This window comes from Prosthecomicrobium pneumaticum, from assembly GCF_014199915.1.
GTDB classification, from domain to species: Bacteria; Pseudomonadota; Alphaproteobacteria; order Rhizobiales; family Kaistiaceae; genus Prosthecomicrobium; species Prosthecomicrobium pneumaticum.
In genome coordinates this window covers 560,831-576,624 of the sequence record NZ_JACHOO010000003.1, presented here as the reverse complement: position 1 = coordinate 576,624, position 15,794 = coordinate 560,831, and the positions used below count along the sequence as shown (strand labels likewise).

Here is a 15,794-nt window from a genome sequence, read left to right as displayed (position 1 = left end):
CGCTCAGGCGCTCCGTTTGCGCAGCGCCAGCCAGGCGGCGGCGATGAAGCCGAGCCCGAACAGTCCGAGCATTGCGAGGTTGGGGACGAGGTCGGCGAGGCCGAGCCCCTTCGCGAAGACGCCGACGCTGACCGGCTGGTACCACGCCGCCGGGAAGGAGAGGCCGATCAGCCGGCCGGCGCCCGACAGCGAGGAGACCGGCACGAGCAGACCCGAGAAATTGACGGACGGGATGATCGAGATGATCGCCGCAGCGAAGATCGCCGCCACCTGGGTGCGCACGAAGCTCGACACGAAGAGGCCGAAGCCCGTCGTCGCGAGCACATAGAGCAGCGAGCCGAGCGCGAGGGTGGCGAGCGAGCCGGTGATCGGCACACCGAACAGGAAGCGGGCGATGCCGATGAGCGACAGGAAGCTTGCGAAGGCGATCGCCACATAGGGCGCCTGCTTGCCGAGCAGGAACTCGATCTTCGTCACCGGCGTCGCCTGGAAGTTGGCGATCGAGCCGGTCTCCTTCTCGCGCACGATGCCGAGCGCCGTCATGATCGCCGGGATGAGCACGAGGAGGAGGACGATCACGCTCGGCACGATCGCATTGGCGCTGCGAAACGCCTGATTGTAGCGATAGCGCGTCTCGATCCCGACCGGGGAGAGCGCCGTCTCGATCCCCGTCTGGCGGCGCGCGGCATCCGCGAGATAGCCGGCCGCCAGACCCTCGACATAGCCGCGCGTCGTCTCGGCGCGGAACGGCATGGCACCATCGAGCGTCACGGCAACCGAAGGCCGCCGGTCGCGCAGGAGGTCGCGACCGAAGTCGGGCGGCACCTCCACCGCAACCGACAGTTCGCCGGATTTCAGCCGTCGCTCGATCTCCGCGGCGGAGGCGATCGGCGCCCGCTCCTCGAAATAGCGCGAGCCCGCGAAGCTCTCGAGCAATTGCCGGCTCTCGACCGTCTGGTCCTGATCAAAAGCGGCATAAGGCAGGTTCTCGACGTCGAAGGAGATGCCGTAACCGAAGGTGACGAGGAGCAGTGCCGGCCCGGCGAGCGCAAAGACGAGCCGCGCCGGATCGCGCAGGATCTCGAGCGTCTCGCGCCAGGCATAGGCGAGGATACGGCCGGGATCGAAGCGCCGCAGCCGCCGGGCGCCCGCCGCGGGAACGGCAGGCGGCGGCGCGGTGTCCTCCCCCGCCGCCCGGCCCATGCCCGCCTCTTCGAGCACGGCGATGAAGACGTCCTCGAGCGGCGCATCGTTCCGCGCGGCGCGCAGCGCCGCCGGGGCGCCGACGGCGAGCACCTTGCCCTCGTGCATCAGCGAGATGCGGTCGCAACGCTCCGCCTCGTTCATGAAATGGGTGGAGAGGAAGATCGTCACCCCCTCCTGCCGCGACAGGCCGATCAGGAGGCGCCAGAAGCCGTCGCGCGCCACCGGATCCACGCCCGAGGTCGGCTCGTCGAGGATCAGGATCTCCGGCCGGTGGATCACTGCGACGGCGAGCTGCAGGCGCTGGCGGATGCCGAGCGGCAGGCTCTCCGGCCGCGCCTCGGCGTGCTCGGCGAGATCGAACCGCTCGAGCATCTCGGCGACGCGGGCCGGGATCTCCTCCATCGGCAGCTGGAAGAGCTGGGCGTGCAGGGTGAGATTGTGCCGGACGGTCAGCTCGCCATAGAGCGAGAAGGACTGCGACATGTAGCCGACCCGGCGGCGGGTCGCCATGTCGGAGGGGTCGAGCGGCTGGCCGAACAGGGCAGCGCGGCCCTCGCTCGCCGGCAACAGACCGGTGAGCATCTTCATCGTCGTGCTCTTGCCGCTGCCGTTCGAGCCGAGAAAGCCGAAGATCTCGCCCTTCTCGATCCGGAAGCTGACATGGTCGACGGCCGTGAAGCTGCCGAAGCGGCGCGTCAGCCCCTCCGCCTCGATCGCCGGCGCACCGTCGATCGGCGGCCGCGGCGGTACGACGAGCGGTGTATCGTCGCCGCGCGCGGACGCGGGGAGGAGCGCGACGAAGGCCCGCTCGAGCGTCGCGGCACCGGCCCCTTCCCGCACCGCCGCCGGCGTGCCGGAGGCGATGACCCGCCCGTCATGGAGCGCGGCGAGCCAGTCGAACCGCTCCGCCTCCTCCATATAGGCGGTGGCGACCAGCACGCTCATCTGCGGCCGCCGGCCGCGCATCCGGTCGATGAGCTCCCAGAACTGCCGCCGCGACAAGGGGTCGATGCCGGTGGTCGGCTCGTCGAGGATGACGAGGTCGGGATCGTGGATCAGCGCCGCGCAGATGCCGAGCTTCTGCTTCATGCCACCGGAGAGCTTTCCGGCCGGCCGGTCGCGGAACGGCGCAAGGCCGGTGGCGGCGAGGAGCTCGACGATCCGCGCCTCCCGCTCGGCCGCGCCCTGATCGAACAGGCGCGCGAAGAAGGCGAGGTTTTCCGCCACGCTCAGCGTCGGATAGAGGTTGCGGCCAAGCCCCTGCGGCATGAAGGCGACGCGCGCGCCCGTCGCCCGCCGCTCGCCGGCATGGCGCATGTCGCGGCCGAGAACGGAGACGGCACCGCTCTGGATCCGGGTGACGCCGGCGGCGAGCGAAAGGAGCGTCGACTTGCCGACGCCATCCGGGCCGATCAGCCCGGCCATGCAGCCGGCGGGGACAGCGAGATCGACGGCGTCGAGCGCAATCGTCCGGCCATAGCGATGGCTGACGCCGGACAGCCGGACGACCGGATCGTCCGTCATTGCGGCAGCTTCACCGCCAGCCGGTCCGGCCAGGGCGTCGCCGGGTCGGTGCGGACATAGGCGACGCCGCGCACGCCGGTCTTCACCCGCGCCTCGTATTGCCGCAGCAGATCGGGCGCGATGCGGAGCTTGACACGGAACATCAGCTTCTCGCGCTCGTCCGCGGTCTCGACCGTCTTCGGCGTGAACTGCGCCGCGCCGGCGACGAAGGAGACAGCGGCCGGGACGACATAGTCGGGCGCGGGATCGAGCACGATGCGCGCCTCGTCGCCGATCGAAAGCAGGCCGGCGACACGGGCGGGCAGGAACACCGTCATGGTGACGTCGGAGAGATCGAGCAGGGTCGCAACCGGCGCGCCGGCGGCCACCACCTCGCCCGACTGGACGAGCTTGTATTCGATCCGGCCGCGACGCGGCGCGGTGAGCACGGTGTCGTCGAGCTGCGCCCGGATGCGGGCGACGTCGGCCCGCGCCACATCGGCAGCGGCCTTCGCCTCGGCGAGGCTCGCCTGTGCGGCGCGACCGGCGGCCTGCGCCACCGAGAGCTGGCTGCGCCGCTGATCGAGCGCCTGCACCGTGCCGAAGCCGCGATCGTTGAGGGCGGCGGCGCGGTCGTATTCCTGCTGCGCGAGGTCGCGCTCGCTGTCGCGCTGGACGATCAGCGCCTCGGCCTCGTCGATGGCGGTGTCGGCGCGGCGGACCTGCGCCTCGGCGCCGGCGAGTTCCGCTCGGAGGTCGGTCGCATCGAGCCGGGCAATCACCGCCCCCGCCTCGACCGTCTGTCCCTCCTCCACCGACACCTCGGAGACGCGGCCGGCGAGTTTCGCCGCGACGAGAATCTGCTCCGCCTCGATCCGGCCGTTGGAGGCGTCGATGCCCGCGGGAAGGCCGGTGCCGCCGATCCGGTCCCACAGCGCGTGCAGCCGCTCGGTGAGGCTCGGCTCCGCGGCGAAGGCCGCCGGCGCGAACGCGAGCGTGAGAACGAGCGCGGCGGACCGCAGGGCGATCATGGGCAAGTCTGCCTCCCGAGGCAGTGAGGACGGCGCGCGGCTCAGGCGGACGGGCCGGCGAAGCCGGGCGGCAGGCCACCATCGAAATGCGAGGCCGCCGGCATGGTCGGCGAGCGGACCGGGAATGCGGCATCCGGCGCCGCGGTGTTCCCGGTCGCCCCGGAAACGAGACGCCGCCACAGCGCACCGATGCTGGTGCGGGTCTGGGTCGGCACGAGACAGTAGCCCCGCCGGTCGAGCAGGACAAGCGCGGCGTGATCGTCGCCCGAGATCCGGCGGAGCGCCGTGGTGAGCGCATCGAGCGCGGCGAGCAGCGCCTCGACGCTGTCGAGCCGGGCATGCCGGGCGAGATCGGCGAGGCGGAAAGCGACGAGCGCGCCATCGGCCGTCGGCAGCCCCTCGCCGCCGAGATCGAAGAAGACGGTGGCGAGCGGCAGCGCCGCACCGATCGATTCATAGAGCGCCGCCGCGGCGGCCGGATCGAGCGCGACGAGATGGTCGCGCGCCGCCTCCGGCGGCGCGGCGGGCGCCTGCGCCGGCGCGAGGCCGAGCGTCGCCGCGATCTCGTGCTCCAGCCACTGCCGCACGTCGGGCGGTGCGGCGCGGATCTGTTCCGGGCTCAGGGTGATGCCGACCATGGCCTCTCTCCGGTACAAGGGACGACGCCAGAAGACGGCAACACCCGGCACCCCGCCTTGATCTTCGTCAACGGCCGGCCGGCGCCGGCCGGATCGCCAGCCGCTTCAGCGCTTCGGCGAGGATGAGATAGAGACAGCAGATCGCGGCGATCGTCGCGAGAATGGCGGGGGGCAGCGGCACGAACCCCGCGAAGCCGCCGAGCGGCGACAGGGCGAAGAGAAGCGCGACGGCGAGCGCGCCGAGCGAGGTCGCCGCGAGCACCGGATGCGGCCGCGCGGACCAGGCCGGACGGGCCGTGCGGATGATGAAGATGACGAGAATCTGGGTGGCGATCGATTCGACGAACCAGGCGGTGCGGAACACGGCGACGTCCGCCGCGAAGCCGAAATGGAGCAGCGCGAAGGTCGCCGCGTCGAAGAGCGAGGAGAGCGGCCCCATCACCAGCGTGAAACGCAGCACGTCCCGCATCTCGAAGCGCGCCGGCCGCTCGACTTCGGACGGGTCGGCCGCGTCGAACGGGATGCCGATCTCCGAGAGATCGTAGAGCAGATTGTTGAGCAGGATCTGCAGCGGCGCGAGCGGCAGGAAAGGCAGGACGAGCGAGGCGAGCGCCATCGACAGCATGTTGCCGAAATTCGAGCTCGTCACCATGCGCACATATTTCATGATGTTGGCGCAGGTCCGCCGCCCTTCGGCGACCCCGTCGGCGAGCACGCCGAGATCGGGCGCGAGCAGGATCACGTCCGCCGCCTGGCGAGCGACGTCCGAGCCGCCCGAGACCGAAAGCCCGACATCGGCGGCATGGATCGCCGGAGCGTCGTTGATGCCGTCGCCGAGAAAGCCGGTGACGCGGCCGCGCCGGCGGAGCGCCCGGACGATACGGGCCTTCTGGTCGGGCGAGACGCGGACGAAGAGATCGACCACCTCGGCCCGAGCGGCGAGCGCGGCATCGCTCGTTGCAGCGATCTCGGCGCCCGACAGCACCGCGCTGCCACTCGGTAGGCCCAGCGCGTCGACGATATGGCGGACCACCGGCTCGGCATCGCCCGAGACGATCTTGACCCGCACCCCCGCCGCGGCGAGCCGGCCGATCGCGGCGGCGGCCGATGCCTTGGGCGGATCGAGGAAGGCGACGAAGCCGGCGAGCACCAGATCGGCCTCGTCCTCCGCGGCGAGCCGCCCGGTCGCCTCCGGCATCGCGCGCCAGCCGATGCCGAGCAGGCGGAAGCCGGCCGCGCCCTGCGCCGTGATCCAGGCCGCCGCTGTGGCACGCGCTGTCTCGTCGAGCGGGACGACGGCGCCATCGGGGCGTTCGAGCCGGGTCGCCAGAGACAGAAGGTCCTCCGGTGCGCCCTTCGTCACCATCAGCCGCTCGGCGCCGTCCGCGAGCAGCACCGAGGCGCGCCGGCGGGTGAAGTCGAAGGGACGGTCGTCGCACCGCGCCCAGGCGCGGGGGTCTGCCGGCACGGCGGCGAGGATGGCCGCATCGAGATTGCTGCCGAGGCCGGTGGCGAAGCGGCTGTTGAGGCCGGCGAGCGCGGCGGCCCGCCGGCTCGGCGCGCCGTCCGGGCCGAAGCCGCCGACCAGCGCGATCCGCGCCTCGGTCAGCGTCCCGGTCTTGTCGGTGCACAAGACGTCCATCGCGCCGAGATCGTCGATCGCCGACAGCCGCTTCACCACCACCTTCCGCGCCGCCATGCGCAGCGCGCCGCGCGACAGCGTGACGGTCAGCACCATCGGCAGCAGTTCGGGGGTGAGGCCGACGGCGAGCGCGACGGCGAAGAGGAAGGTGTCGAGCGACAGGCCTGCGGCGGCGAGCCGGGCGAGCAGGACGACGAGGACGAGGAAGCCGGTCAGCCGCAGGATCAGAAGGCCGAGCGCATGCAGGCCACGCTCGAATGCGCTCGGCGCCGCCCGTTCGGCGAGCGCCGCGGCGATGGCGCCGAAGCGCGTCCCCCCGCCGGTCGCGACGGCGAGCATCACCGCCTCGCCGGCGACGAGGCTCGTTCCCGCGAACACGGCGTTGAACGCCTCGGCGGGTCCGGTCGCCTCCGACCGGCCGGGCCGCTTCTCGACCGGATAGGGCTCGCCGGTCAGGAGCGCCTCGTCGGCGAGCGCGCCGCGGCTTTCGAGGAGCACCCCGTCGGCCGGCACGAGATCACCCGCGGCGAGCCGGATCACGTCGCCGGGCACGATGTCGCGCACCGGCAGAGCGAGGAGGCGACCGTCGCGCCGCACCCGCGCGGTGACCGCGACCGAGCGCTGCAGCGCTTCGACGGCGTTTTCGGCCTTTTCTTCCTGGATCACGTCGAGGGCGGTCGAAACGAGCACGATGCCCAGGATGACGACGAAGCTGCGCCAGTCCCCCATCGCGCCCGAAACCGCGGCGGCGATCAGCAGGATGGCGATCAGCGGCTCGACCAGCCGGCGCGCGATCTTGCCGACCACGCTGCGGCGGCGCGCGGCGACGGCCCGGTTCGGCCCGAGCCGGCTCAGCCGCTCGGCCGCCTCCGCCGATGTCAGCCCCTCGGGTCGGGTCTGCAATTCGGCGCAGGCCGCCGCAGCATCGCGGCTCCAGAACGGCACTTCGGACGCGGTTTGCGGCATGCCGCGCTCCTTGCGGGCCGGGCTCTTCCAACGCACGCGCCCGACCGGCCGGCCCCGCGCGACGCTCGCACGCTAGCCGCGCCGGCCGCGCGTGCCTTGATCCAGGGCAAGAGGCACCGGCAAGGGGCGTCCGGGAGAAAGGCGCGCTTGACCCCTCAGGCCGGCGGCGCGAGGCCGAAATCCTCGTCCTCCAGCCGGCGGAGCGAGACGCGGATGTCTTCCTCGAGCAGGGCGACGGCCGGATCGGTAGCGCCTCGCTCCCGCCGCGCGAGGGTGAGTTCCTGGCGCCGGATATATTGACCCTGCAGCGGCACGAAGACGAGCATGCCCTCGCGCTGGTCCTCGGCGACGTCGAGCCGGGAGAGGAAGGTGACCGCCTCGCCCGAGCGCGCCATGGCCTTCATGAACTCGACGGAGTTCGACAGGAAATCGGGCTGGAAGCGCAGGCCGGCGCGCTGGAAGCCGTCGAGGATCAGCCTGTTGATCGTCATCGTCTCGTCGGCGAGCACGACCGGATAGTCGAGACAGTCCGACAGCCGCGCGCTCGCCCGCAGCGCCAGCGGATGGCCCGGCGCGACGACCGCCCCCATCCGCGTCGGGAAGCGCGCCGTCGGCACGAGGCTCGGCGTGTCGGGCATCCGGTAGGCGAGGCCGAGATCGGCCTCACCCGAGAGGAGCGCCGCGACGATGCCGTCGACGACATGCGCGCTGATCGTCACCGTGACGCCCGGATGGGTGCGGCGGAAACGGGCGATGACCGGCCGCAACACGCCGCCGGCTATGCCGTGCATGGCGGCGATGCGCACCAGCCCGCCGCGGATGCCGCGCAACTCCTCGATCCGCATCTGCACCCGGTCATAGTGTTTCAGCGTCTCGCGCACATGGGCGATCAGGATCTCGCCCGCCGCGGTCAGCCGCAGCCGGCGCGGCAGCCGGTCGAAAATCGGCGTGCCGAGCGTCTCCTCGAGCGCGATGATCTGCCGGTTGATCGACGAGGCCGAGACGTGCAGCCGCTCCGCCGCCTGGCGGATCGAGCCCGCGCGGACCACCTCGTCGAGATAGCGCAGCATGCGCGCGTGCAGCATGGCGAGCCTCCTCGCGCCGCCCCCGACCTGCCACGCCCGGCGGCAGGCCGCCCAGAAGAGCGGCATCGTTCTCTTTTAGAGTTCAGTCTAGGCGAAAAAAGGCGCTGGCGCGCAACGATCGCCCGCAGTCTCATGGCGCATCGCAACAGCTGCGCCGACCCCGAGGATCGCCATGGCCTTCCGCTCTCTCGCCCTTCCGGCTCTCGCGCTCGCGGCGGGCCTTGCCCTCGGACCCGGCGCCGCGATGGCGGAGACGATCCGCTACGGGCTCAACTGGCTGCCGCAGGCGGAGCATTGCGGTTTCTACGAAGCGCAGGAGAAGGGCCTCTACAAGGCCGCCGGGCTCGACGTGACGATCGAACCCGGTGGGCCGGACCGCAACGTGCCGCTGATGGTCTCGGCCGGCCAGCTCGATCTCGGCATGGGCTCGAGCTTCACGACGCTCAACCTGCTCAAGGAAGGCATCGCCGCTCAGACGGTCGCCGCCTTCTTCCAGAAGGATCCGCAGACCCTGGTCGCCCACGCGGGCGAGGGCGTCGAGACGCTCGAAGACGCCAAGGGCAAGGCGGTCATGATCGCCAAGTTCTCGCAATACGAGTTCTGGCAGTTCCTGAAGACGAAATACGGCTTCCGCGACGAGGACCTTCGTCCCTACACCTATTCCGCCGCGCCGTTCCTCGCCGATCCGAAGGCGATCCAGCAGGGCTATGTGACGGAAGACGCGCTTCTGCTCGGCAAGGAGCTGCCGCAGCCGCCGGTCGTCATCCTGCTCGCCGATTACGGCTACCAGAACTATGCGACGACGGTGTTCGGCACCAAGGCCTATCTCGAGAGCCATGCCGACGCGGTGAAGGCCTTCCTCAGGGCGACCGCCGAGGGCTATGCGGCCTGTATCGCCGGCGACTACCAGGCGGCGATGAAGGCGGTGCTCGCCGCCAATCCGGACCATTCGGAGGAGCTCTTCCACTTCAAGATGAAGCAGATGATCGAGCGCGGCCTCGTTCTGAGCGGCGATGCGGAGAGCGGCGGCCTCGGCGCGATGTCGGATGCACGCTGGAAGGACTTCTTCGACACCATGGTGGCCTCGGGCGTCTACGATGCCTCGCTCGACTACAAGGCCGCCTATTCGCTCGACTATCTGCCGAAGTGAGGAGCCTGCCCGTGGCCGCGATGAAGCTCGCCATCGTCGATCTCGAGCCCTTCCGCCTCGGCGACGAGGCGGCGCGGAAGCGGGTCGCCCGCGCCTTCGGCGAGGCCTTCGAGACGACCGGCTTCGCGGTGATCGTCGGCCACGGCGTGCCGGAGACGCTCGCCGGCGGGCTCTACGAGGCGGTGACGGACTTCTTCCTCGAACCCTACGACACCAAGGCCGCGTATACCCCGCCGGAGCAGACCAAGGGCCGTGGCTACCTGCCGGTCGGCATCGAGAGCGTGGCGAAGACGCTGTCGGGCGAGACGCCGCCCGATCTCTGCGAGGCGCTCGTCTTCACCGCGCCGCATCGCGAGAACGCGGCTGGCGCCCGGCCCAACATCTGGCCGGCGGAGCCGGCCCGCCTCGCCGGGCTGATCCGCGACTGGACGCGCGAGATGGTGGCGCTGACCGGCCATCTGATGCAGCTCTCGGCGCTCGCGCTCGACCTGCCGGAGGACCATTTCGCGCAGGCCTATCGTGACCCCTCGCTGGTGCTGCGCTTCGTCAACTATCCCGATCAGGAGACGCCGCCGCGCCCCGGGCAGATGCGCTATGGCGAGCATCACGACTATGGCGCGCTGACCATTCTGCGCCAGGATTCGGCGCCCGGCGGGCTCGAGATCAAGGACCGCGACGGCGTGTGGAAGGAAGCGGGCGTGGTGCCCGACTCCTTCGTCATCAATGTCGGCGACCTGATGGCGCGCTGGACCAACAATCGCTGGCGCTCGACGCTGCACCGCGTCTCGAACCCCGACCGCGGCCTCACCGGCTCGACCCGTCGGCTCTCGCTCGTCGCCTTCACCGGCCCGAACGAGCATGCGGAGGTCGCCTGCCTGCCGAGCTGCGCCGACGCTGAGCACCCCGCACTTTTCGAGCCGGTCAAGGCCGGCGACTATATCCGCGCCAAGCTCGACGCCTCGATGCAACTGAGCACCGGCCGATAGCCCGCGCCGCCCGAGCAAGCCTCCCTCGGGCCGCCCTATTGCAGCTGAGGCTTGCGCAGGAAGTCGCCGCGGTCGGCCGAGCGTACCCGCAGCCATGCCTCTCGGCCGCCGCGCAGGACGCGGAGCGGCACCTCGGTGCCCGCCGGGCCGCTCGTCCAGACCTTGCGATAGAAGTCGGCGAGGCTCTCGACCTCGCCGTCGCGCACGTCTGAGATCACGTCGCCCTCGCGCAGGCCCGCCGTCGCCGCCGGGCCGCCCTCCGCGACGCTCATCACGATCACCTTTCCATTCTGCTCCGCAGAAAAGACGCCGAGCCAGGGGCGAGCCGGCCGCCGCGTCTGGCCGAGCGCCAGCAGATCGTCGAGGATCGGACCGAGCAGGTCGATCGGCACGCTCATATTGATGTCGGCGGTTTCGCCGCCACCGCTCATCTGCAGATGCAGCGAGCCGATGCCGACCAGCCGCCCGTCGGCATCGAGAAGTGCCGCGCCGCCCCAGGAGGGATGCGCCGGCACGGTGAAGATCGCCTCGTCGAGCAGATATTCCCAGTAACCGGCGAATTCCTGTTTGGCGACGACGCTCGCCCGCACATAGGAGCCGCCGCCATCGGCGACGAAGACCGGATCGCCGATCCTCACCCGGCCCGATTGGCCGAGCGGAACCGGCGGCAGGTCGAGCGCGCCGAGGGCCTGGACGAGGCCGAAGCCGGTTTCCTGATCATAGGCGAGCGCATGGCCGGCGACGACCCGGCCGCCCTGCGTCGTCAGCCAGACCTCTTCCGCCTCGGTGATCAGATAGCCGATGGTCAGGACGAGGCCGCCCTCGCGGATGACGACGCCGCTGCCCTCGCGGCGTGTGCCGAGCGCGTCGGCAGTGAAGGCGTCGTCGGGAACGGAGGCGTTGACGGCCACGACGGACCGCATGAAGGGACCGATGTCCATGATGTCGTCCTGGAGGGGGGAGTACGGGGAGCGCCCGCCGCCCGCGTGTTTGGTGTCGCCCTGTGAACTATGAACGCGGACGCCGCACGGCAAGGGGTGGCGCGCATGGGACGCCACGCCCGCCGCGGATCGTCCTTGCGGCGGCGCAGCGCGGCGGGTGCGCCACCGCCCTCCTGCACGGTTCGCCTCCTGCACGGTTCTCTTGCAAGCCCGCGATCTTTCCGGCACGTCTCGTTCCGAAAGACGGAGGCATGCGGCAGACCATGGTTTCCACGGCAAAAGCGTCCCGTCCGGCCGACGGCTGGATCGTCATGGCGCTCGCCGCGGCCTCGGCCGCCGCGCTTACCAACATCCTGCTGACGCTCACGGCGATCACGACCGCCTATGTGCCGATACCCTTCTGGGACGGCTGGGAGGAAGTCTCGACCGAGCGGCTCTGGTACTCGCTTTTTGCACCGCACGGTCCGCACCGGCTCGTCGTCTACCGCTTGGTCGCCCTTCTTGATCAGGCGGTCACGCAGGGCCGGTATCTGATCAATTTCGCGACCAGCCTGGCGCTCCAGGCCCTTCAGGCGGGGCTTCTGATCGTGCTGGCTGTGTCCGCGGCCAAACTGAACGGCCGGGAAGGTGCGCTCGCAGCCGCCCTCACGATCGGCTTCCTGTTCTGGGGGGTCCAGCACGAAAACTTCATCTGGGCCTTTCAGACCCAGTTCTTCGCCGTGACCACCTTCGGCACGTTGAGCTTTTTCCTGCTCGCCACGATGCCCGGTCCGTGGGGCGCCGCCGCGGCGGTCGTTGCATCCACGCTGGCGGTGGGGTCTATGGCGGGCGGTGTGGTCGTGCCGCCTCTCCTGATCGGCTTGTCGGCCGCCCTCCGACGCCCCGTGGCGCAGACCGTGGCGATCGCCCTGACCGCCGCCATCCTGCTCGGTCTCTATTTCGGCGTGGGCTACGAGACGCCGGACCGCGGCTCGCCAGACCGCCTGTGGACGGACCCCTTCGGTCTAGCGTTCTTTTTCGCCGCCTATCTGGGCGGACCGTTCGCATGGCTCGGAGCCTCGATGTTCGGCGTGACGCCGAGCGCCGCGGCGGCCTCAGCCGGTCTGCTCGCACTGATCGCGGTTGCCGGCGTCGGTCTTCAGCTCCTGGTGCGCCCGCAGCACGCCACGGCGCCCCGCCTCGCCCTTCTATGTACTGCTCTCTACGGGCTCGGAACGGGCCTGATGATCTCCGTCGGACGGATTCATCTCGGAATCGATCAGGCCCTCGTTCACCGCTATACGACGCCCGCGCTGGTGTTCTGGCTCGCGTTGCTGTTTCTCGCCTGGTCGCTGGGCGGACGGGCGGGACGACGAATCCTGCCGCTCGGAGCGACGCTGCTGCTGCTTCTCACGCTCCCCGATGCGAGATCGACCGATGCGGCGGCGCGGTCACGACGGGATATCGCCGACACGGTCGCCACCGCCGCGCTTACCCGTGTCAACGACACCGCCGCCGCCTCGAGGGTGTATCCGGGCGCCGAGCGTGTCACCACCCAGACGCAGGTGATGCGCGAGAACCGGACCGGCATCTTCGCCTGGCCCGCCGCGCAATGGCTCGGCACCCCGCTCTCCGCCCATGTCGCGGTCGACGGTGCCGAGCGCTGCCGCGGCGCCTTCGACGTGGCGACTCCGCTCCCCGCCGACTCGGGCGAGGGGGCGTTCCGCGTGCAAGGCTGGGCGTGGCAGGCGGATGGAGCGGGTCCGCCCCGCATGCTCCTGCTCACCGACGGCGCAGGCACCGTCATCGGCTACGCGCTCACCGATGTGGCGCGTCCGGACGTGCCGGCCGCCATACCCGAGCTGCGCGCTGCCCTGTTCAGCGGCTGGCGCGGCCATGTCCGGATCGGAGCACCCGGCCCCGTCACCGCCTTCGCGCTTTCGCCGGACGACGCGCGGGCCTGCCCGGTCGGCACCAGGATGATCCCCTGAGCGCCCTTTCGGCCGCGTCCCCTCTCAGCCGGCGGAAGGGACGCGCCGGAAGCTGAAATGCTTGTGACCGAAATAGCTCGTGAACACCGGGCTCGCCACGCCGATCACATGCGCGACCGTCTCGGCGTGCCAGGCGAAACCGAGACGGGGAAAGACGAGGTGGAGCAGCCCGAGGCTGACCGCCCAGACCTGCGCGAGCGCCACGAGGTTGACGAGGGTGAAGCGGAGAAGCTGTACGCCGCGCCCGTCGCCCGTATTGGGGAACACGTGGCGACGGTTGAGCAGGAAAGCGACCGCCAGCCCCGTCGCATAGGCGAGGACGATGGCGATCTCATAGGGCATCAGCCAGTCGAACGCGATCCGCGCGACGATGTTGACGAGCGCCGCGACGCCGCCGACGGCGAGGAAGAGCGCGAACTGTCGGCTGATCATCACGCTGCCTCACCCGGGCCCTTCGGCATCACGATCGCCCGCGCCATGGTGTCGCCGAGCCGGATGCTCTCCGCTATGCCCCGATCCTCGGGATAATAGAAGCACGTGTCGGCGATCTGAAGTCCGGTGACCGGCGTCTGCACCGGCGGGATCATCGCGGCGAAGCCGGGCGGGCAGACGGGCTGGGCGTGGCGGAGCCGGCCGACATGAGAGGCGACCAGATCGCCCTCGGCGACCTGCGGATTGATGCGCCGGATCGCGGCGAAGGCCTCGGCGAGGAAAGCGGCGTCGGACCGGGTCCAGAGCGGATTCTCCGCCGGCATGTAATAGGGGACATAGACGACGCTCTCCCCCCCGACCGGCCGCAGATTGGAGAATTCGATGATGCCGGGTATCGGCAGGTCGGGCTCGGCGACATTGACCCAGAAATGCCGCGTCACCGGCCGCGCAAGCTTCAGGACGACGCAGACGACGCCGATGTTGCGGATCGCCTCATAGGCCGCCCGGCTCGCCGCCGGCAGGCTCGGCACGAGCCGGGAAACGAACGGCGTCGGCACGGTCGAGATCACCGCATCCGCCGGGTGGAAGGCTGAAGCCGTGCGCACGCCGGTCACCCGGCCGTCCTCCACCACCACCTCGAGCGCCGGCTCGGCGAGACGCACCGCGCCGCCGGCGGCACGGATCGCCGCCATCAGCGCGTCGACGAGCGTCTGCGAGCCGCCTTCGATGTAACCGAGCTCCTCCTGCATCAGCGAGCGGCGCGACCGGCCGATGCGGCGGATCCGGGTCCAGATCCAGGCGGCGGAGATGTGGTCGGCGTGCTCGTAGAATTTGAGATCGAAGAGCGGCCGCCAGAGCCGCTCGTAGACGGACCGGCCGCACCAGCGCTCGATCCAGTCGCGGGCCGAGATATTCTCGAGCGCATCCCAGCGGTCGCGGCGGACCGAAACGTAGGCGAACAGGCCGTAGCGCAGCTTCTCGATCCAGGAGAGATAGGGAAAGCGCAGCAGCGCGAGCGGATTGCCCCAGTCGAACAACCGGCCAGCTGTGAAGCAGCCCATCGAGGTCGGCCGCCAGCGCATCGTGTCGCCGATGCCGAGTTCTTCCATCAGCTCGAAGGTCGGATGATCGGACCTGCAGACGAAATGGTAGAAGCGCTCGATCGACAGCCCGCCGAGATCGAAATGGGCCGCCATGCCGCCCGGCTCGGGCGCCGCCTCGAGAAGCGTGACGGCGTGGCCGAGCGCGAGCGCGCGATGCGCTGCGGCGAGCCCCATCGCACCGGCACCCAACACCACCACGCGCGCCATGATCAGAACTCCAGAGCGATCGCGGCGTAGCGCGGGTCGGTGAAGGTCTCTTCGAGCGCGGCGCGGAGCGGCGTCGGACTGACACCGAAAAGGCCCGGCCAGTCGATCACCTCGAAAACATCCGGCGTGACGAGCGCCTCGAGCTGCTTGACCGTGAAGGGCGGGTCGCGATCGAGGAGGGCGTAGAGCCGCAGCAGAAGCGCAAAGAGCGGCACCGGGATCGGCAGGATCGCGGTGCGGGCGCCCGTAACCGCCCGGATCAGCCGGATCAGATCGATGTAGTCGATCCGTTCGAGCCCGCTGATGTTGTAGGCGGCGCCGGAGAAATCGCGCTCGACGCAGGCGCGCACGATCTCGCAGAAATCGCCTTCATAGAGCGGCTGGCGCAGATAGCGGCCGTCCCCCGGAACGGGGAAGACCGGCGTGCGCCGCATGAAGCGGGCGAGCCAGCCGAGATGTTTGCGGTCGAACCAGCCGAACATCAGCGTCGGCCGCAGGATCACCGCCGGCAGGCCGCTGTCGCGCACGAGTTGCTCCTGCGCTTTCTTCGATTCGGTGTACCAATCGACGGCGGCCGAATTGACCACCGAGGACGAGATATGGACGAGCCGCACGCCGGCTCGACCCCGCAGTGCCGCGAGCAGGCGCTCCGTCGCCTCGATATTGTTGCGCCGGAAGGGCGTCTCCGAGAGGCCGCCGATCTGGGCGTGGGCGATCACCACCACGTCGGCGCCCTCGAGCGCCGCCTGCCATGGACCGGGCTCGGCGAGATCGGCCGCGACGACGGCGACCCCGGGATGCAGGCCGGCGAGGATGCGCAGATTGGCGGCGTGCTTGTCGATCGCGACGACGTCGTGGCCGCCGACGACGAGGCGCGGCACGAGGTTCTGCCCGACGAGGCCGGCTGCACCGGTGACGACGACCTTCATGCGAC

At 70.5% G+C, this 15,794-nt stretch carries 12 protein-coding genes; 3 read left to right on the top strand and 9 right to left on the bottom strand.

The window, feature by feature from the left end; translation table 11 throughout:
- Positions 1-3: 3 nt before the first annotated feature.
- The 5 genes from rbbA to GGQ63_RS09755 form a co-directional block, all read right to left on the bottom strand.
- A complete protein-coding gene (gene rbbA, locus GGQ63_RS09775; protein ID WP_183855151.1) occupies positions 4-2,730 on the bottom strand; it encodes a ribosome-associated ATPase/putative transporter RbbA in 2,727 nt (908 codons plus the stop codon).
- Positions 2,727-3,740 carry an HlyD family secretion protein gene (locus GGQ63_RS09770; RefSeq protein ID WP_183855436.1) on the bottom strand — a complete coding sequence of 338 codons (1,014 nt, stop codon included), beginning with the start codon at positions 3,738-3,740 and terminating at the stop codon, positions 2,727-2,729. The genes rbbA and GGQ63_RS09770 overlap by 4 nt, the downstream gene beginning before the upstream one ends.
- Before the next feature lie 41 nt (positions 3,741-3,781).
- Entirely contained in the window at positions 3,782-4,378 is a 597-nt protein-coding gene (locus tag GGQ63_RS09765) for a hypothetical protein (protein ID WP_183855149.1), read from the bottom strand.
- Between the two features lie 67 nt (positions 4,379-4,445).
- A complete protein-coding gene (mgtA, locus tag GGQ63_RS09760; RefSeq protein ID WP_183855147.1) occupies positions 4,446-6,986 on the bottom strand; it encodes a magnesium-translocating P-type ATPase in 2,541 nt (846 codons plus the stop codon).
- 155 nt (positions 6,987-7,141) lie between these two features.
- Positions 7,142-8,071, bottom strand: coding sequence for a LysR family transcriptional regulator (locus GGQ63_RS09755; RefSeq protein ID WP_183855145.1), 930 nt, complete (start codon positions 8,069-8,071; stop codon positions 7,142-7,144).
- Between the two features lie 172 nt (positions 8,072-8,243).
- Between GGQ63_RS09755 and GGQ63_RS09750 the strand changes: the two genes are divergently transcribed.
- Positions 8,244-9,221, top strand: a complete 978-nt coding sequence (locus GGQ63_RS09750; RefSeq protein WP_183855142.1) for an ABC transporter substrate-binding protein — start codon at positions 8,244-8,246, stop codon at positions 9,219-9,221.
- Positions 9,222-9,241: 20 nt separating this feature from the next.
- On the top strand, positions 9,242-10,207 hold the full coding sequence (locus GGQ63_RS09745) for an isopenicillin N synthase family dioxygenase (RefSeq protein WP_183855434.1): 966 nt from the start codon (positions 9,242-9,244) through the stop codon (positions 10,205-10,207).
- A 35-nt stretch (positions 10,208-10,242) separates the two neighbouring features.
- On the opposite strand, the gene GGQ63_RS09740 is transcribed toward GGQ63_RS09745, so the two are convergent.
- Positions 10,243-11,148, bottom strand: coding sequence for a S1C family serine protease (locus GGQ63_RS09740; RefSeq protein ID WP_183855140.1), 906 nt, complete (start codon positions 11,146-11,148; stop codon positions 10,243-10,245).
- 251 nt (positions 11,149-11,399) lie between these two features.
- Between GGQ63_RS09740 and GGQ63_RS09735 the strand changes: the two genes are divergently transcribed.
- Positions 11,400-13,118, top strand: coding sequence for a hypothetical protein (locus tag GGQ63_RS09735; RefSeq protein WP_183855138.1), 1,719 nt, complete (start codon positions 11,400-11,402; stop codon positions 13,116-13,118).
- A gap of 24 nt (positions 13,119-13,142) precedes the next feature.
- Here GGQ63_RS09735 and GGQ63_RS09730 read toward each other — a convergent pair whose 3' ends face one another.
- The 3 genes from GGQ63_RS09730 to GGQ63_RS09720 are packed head-to-tail and all read right to left on the bottom strand — an operon-like array spanning position 13,143 to position 15,789.
- On the bottom strand, positions 13,143-13,550 hold the full coding sequence (locus tag GGQ63_RS09730; protein ID WP_183855136.1) for a GtrA family protein: 408 nt from the start codon (positions 13,548-13,550) through the stop codon (positions 13,143-13,145).
- On the bottom strand, positions 13,550-14,860 hold the full coding sequence (locus GGQ63_RS09725) for an NAD(P)/FAD-dependent oxidoreductase (RefSeq protein WP_183855134.1): 1,311 nt from the start codon (positions 14,858-14,860) through the stop codon (positions 13,550-13,552). Before GGQ63_RS09725 ends, GGQ63_RS09730 begins: the two co-directional genes overlap by 1 nt.
- A 2-nt stretch (positions 14,861-14,862) precedes the next feature.
- On the bottom strand, positions 14,863-15,789 hold the full coding sequence (locus GGQ63_RS09720; RefSeq protein WP_183855132.1) for an NAD-dependent epimerase/dehydratase family protein: 927 nt from the start codon (positions 15,787-15,789) through the stop codon (positions 14,863-14,865).
- Positions 15,790-15,794: the final 5 nt, after the last annotated feature.

Excerpts from the sequence above, each read along its gene's own strand:
- GGQ63_RS09740 (WP_183855140.1), bottom strand. The coding sequence starts at position 11,148 with ATGGACATCGGTCCCTTCATGCGGTCCGTCGTGGCCGTCAACGCCTCC.
- mgtA (WP_183855147.1), bottom strand. The coding sequence starts at position 6,986 with ATGCCGCAAACCGCGTCCGAAGTGCCGTTCTGGAGCCGCGATGCTGCG.
- GGQ63_RS09770 (WP_183855436.1), bottom strand. The coding sequence starts at position 3,740 with ATGATCGCCCTGCGGTCCGCCGCGCTCGTTCTCACGCTCGCGTTCGCG.
- GGQ63_RS09735 (WP_183855138.1), top strand. The coding sequence starts at position 11,400 with ATGCGGCAGACCATGGTTTCCACGGCAAAAGCGTCCCGTCCGGCCGAC.
- GGQ63_RS09720 (WP_183855132.1), bottom strand. The coding sequence starts at position 15,789 with ATGAAGGTCGTCGTCACCGGTGCAGCCGGCCTCGTCGGGCAGAACCTC.
- GGQ63_RS09755 (WP_183855145.1), bottom strand. The coding sequence starts at position 8,071 with ATGCTGCACGCGCGCATGCTGCGCTATCTCGACGAGGTGGTCCGCGCG.
- GGQ63_RS09750 (WP_183855142.1), top strand. The coding sequence starts at position 8,244 with ATGGCCTTCCGCTCTCTCGCCCTTCCGGCTCTCGCGCTCGCGGCGGGC.
- GGQ63_RS09725 (WP_183855134.1), bottom strand. The coding sequence starts at position 14,860 with ATGGCGCGCGTGGTGGTGTTGGGTGCCGGTGCGATGGGGCTCGCCGCA.
- GGQ63_RS09730 (WP_183855136.1), bottom strand. The coding sequence starts at position 13,550 with ATGATCAGCCGACAGTTCGCGCTCTTCCTCGCCGTCGGCGGCGTCGCG.
- GGQ63_RS09765 (WP_183855149.1), bottom strand. The coding sequence starts at position 4,378 with ATGGTCGGCATCACCCTGAGCCCGGAACAGATCCGCGCCGCACCGCCC.
- GGQ63_RS09745 (WP_183855434.1), top strand. The coding sequence starts at position 9,242 with ATGAAGCTCGCCATCGTCGATCTCGAGCCCTTCCGCCTCGGCGACGAG.
- rbbA (WP_183855151.1), bottom strand. The coding sequence starts at position 2,730 with ATGACGGACGATCCGGTCGTCCGGCTGTCCGGCGTCAGCCATCGCTAT.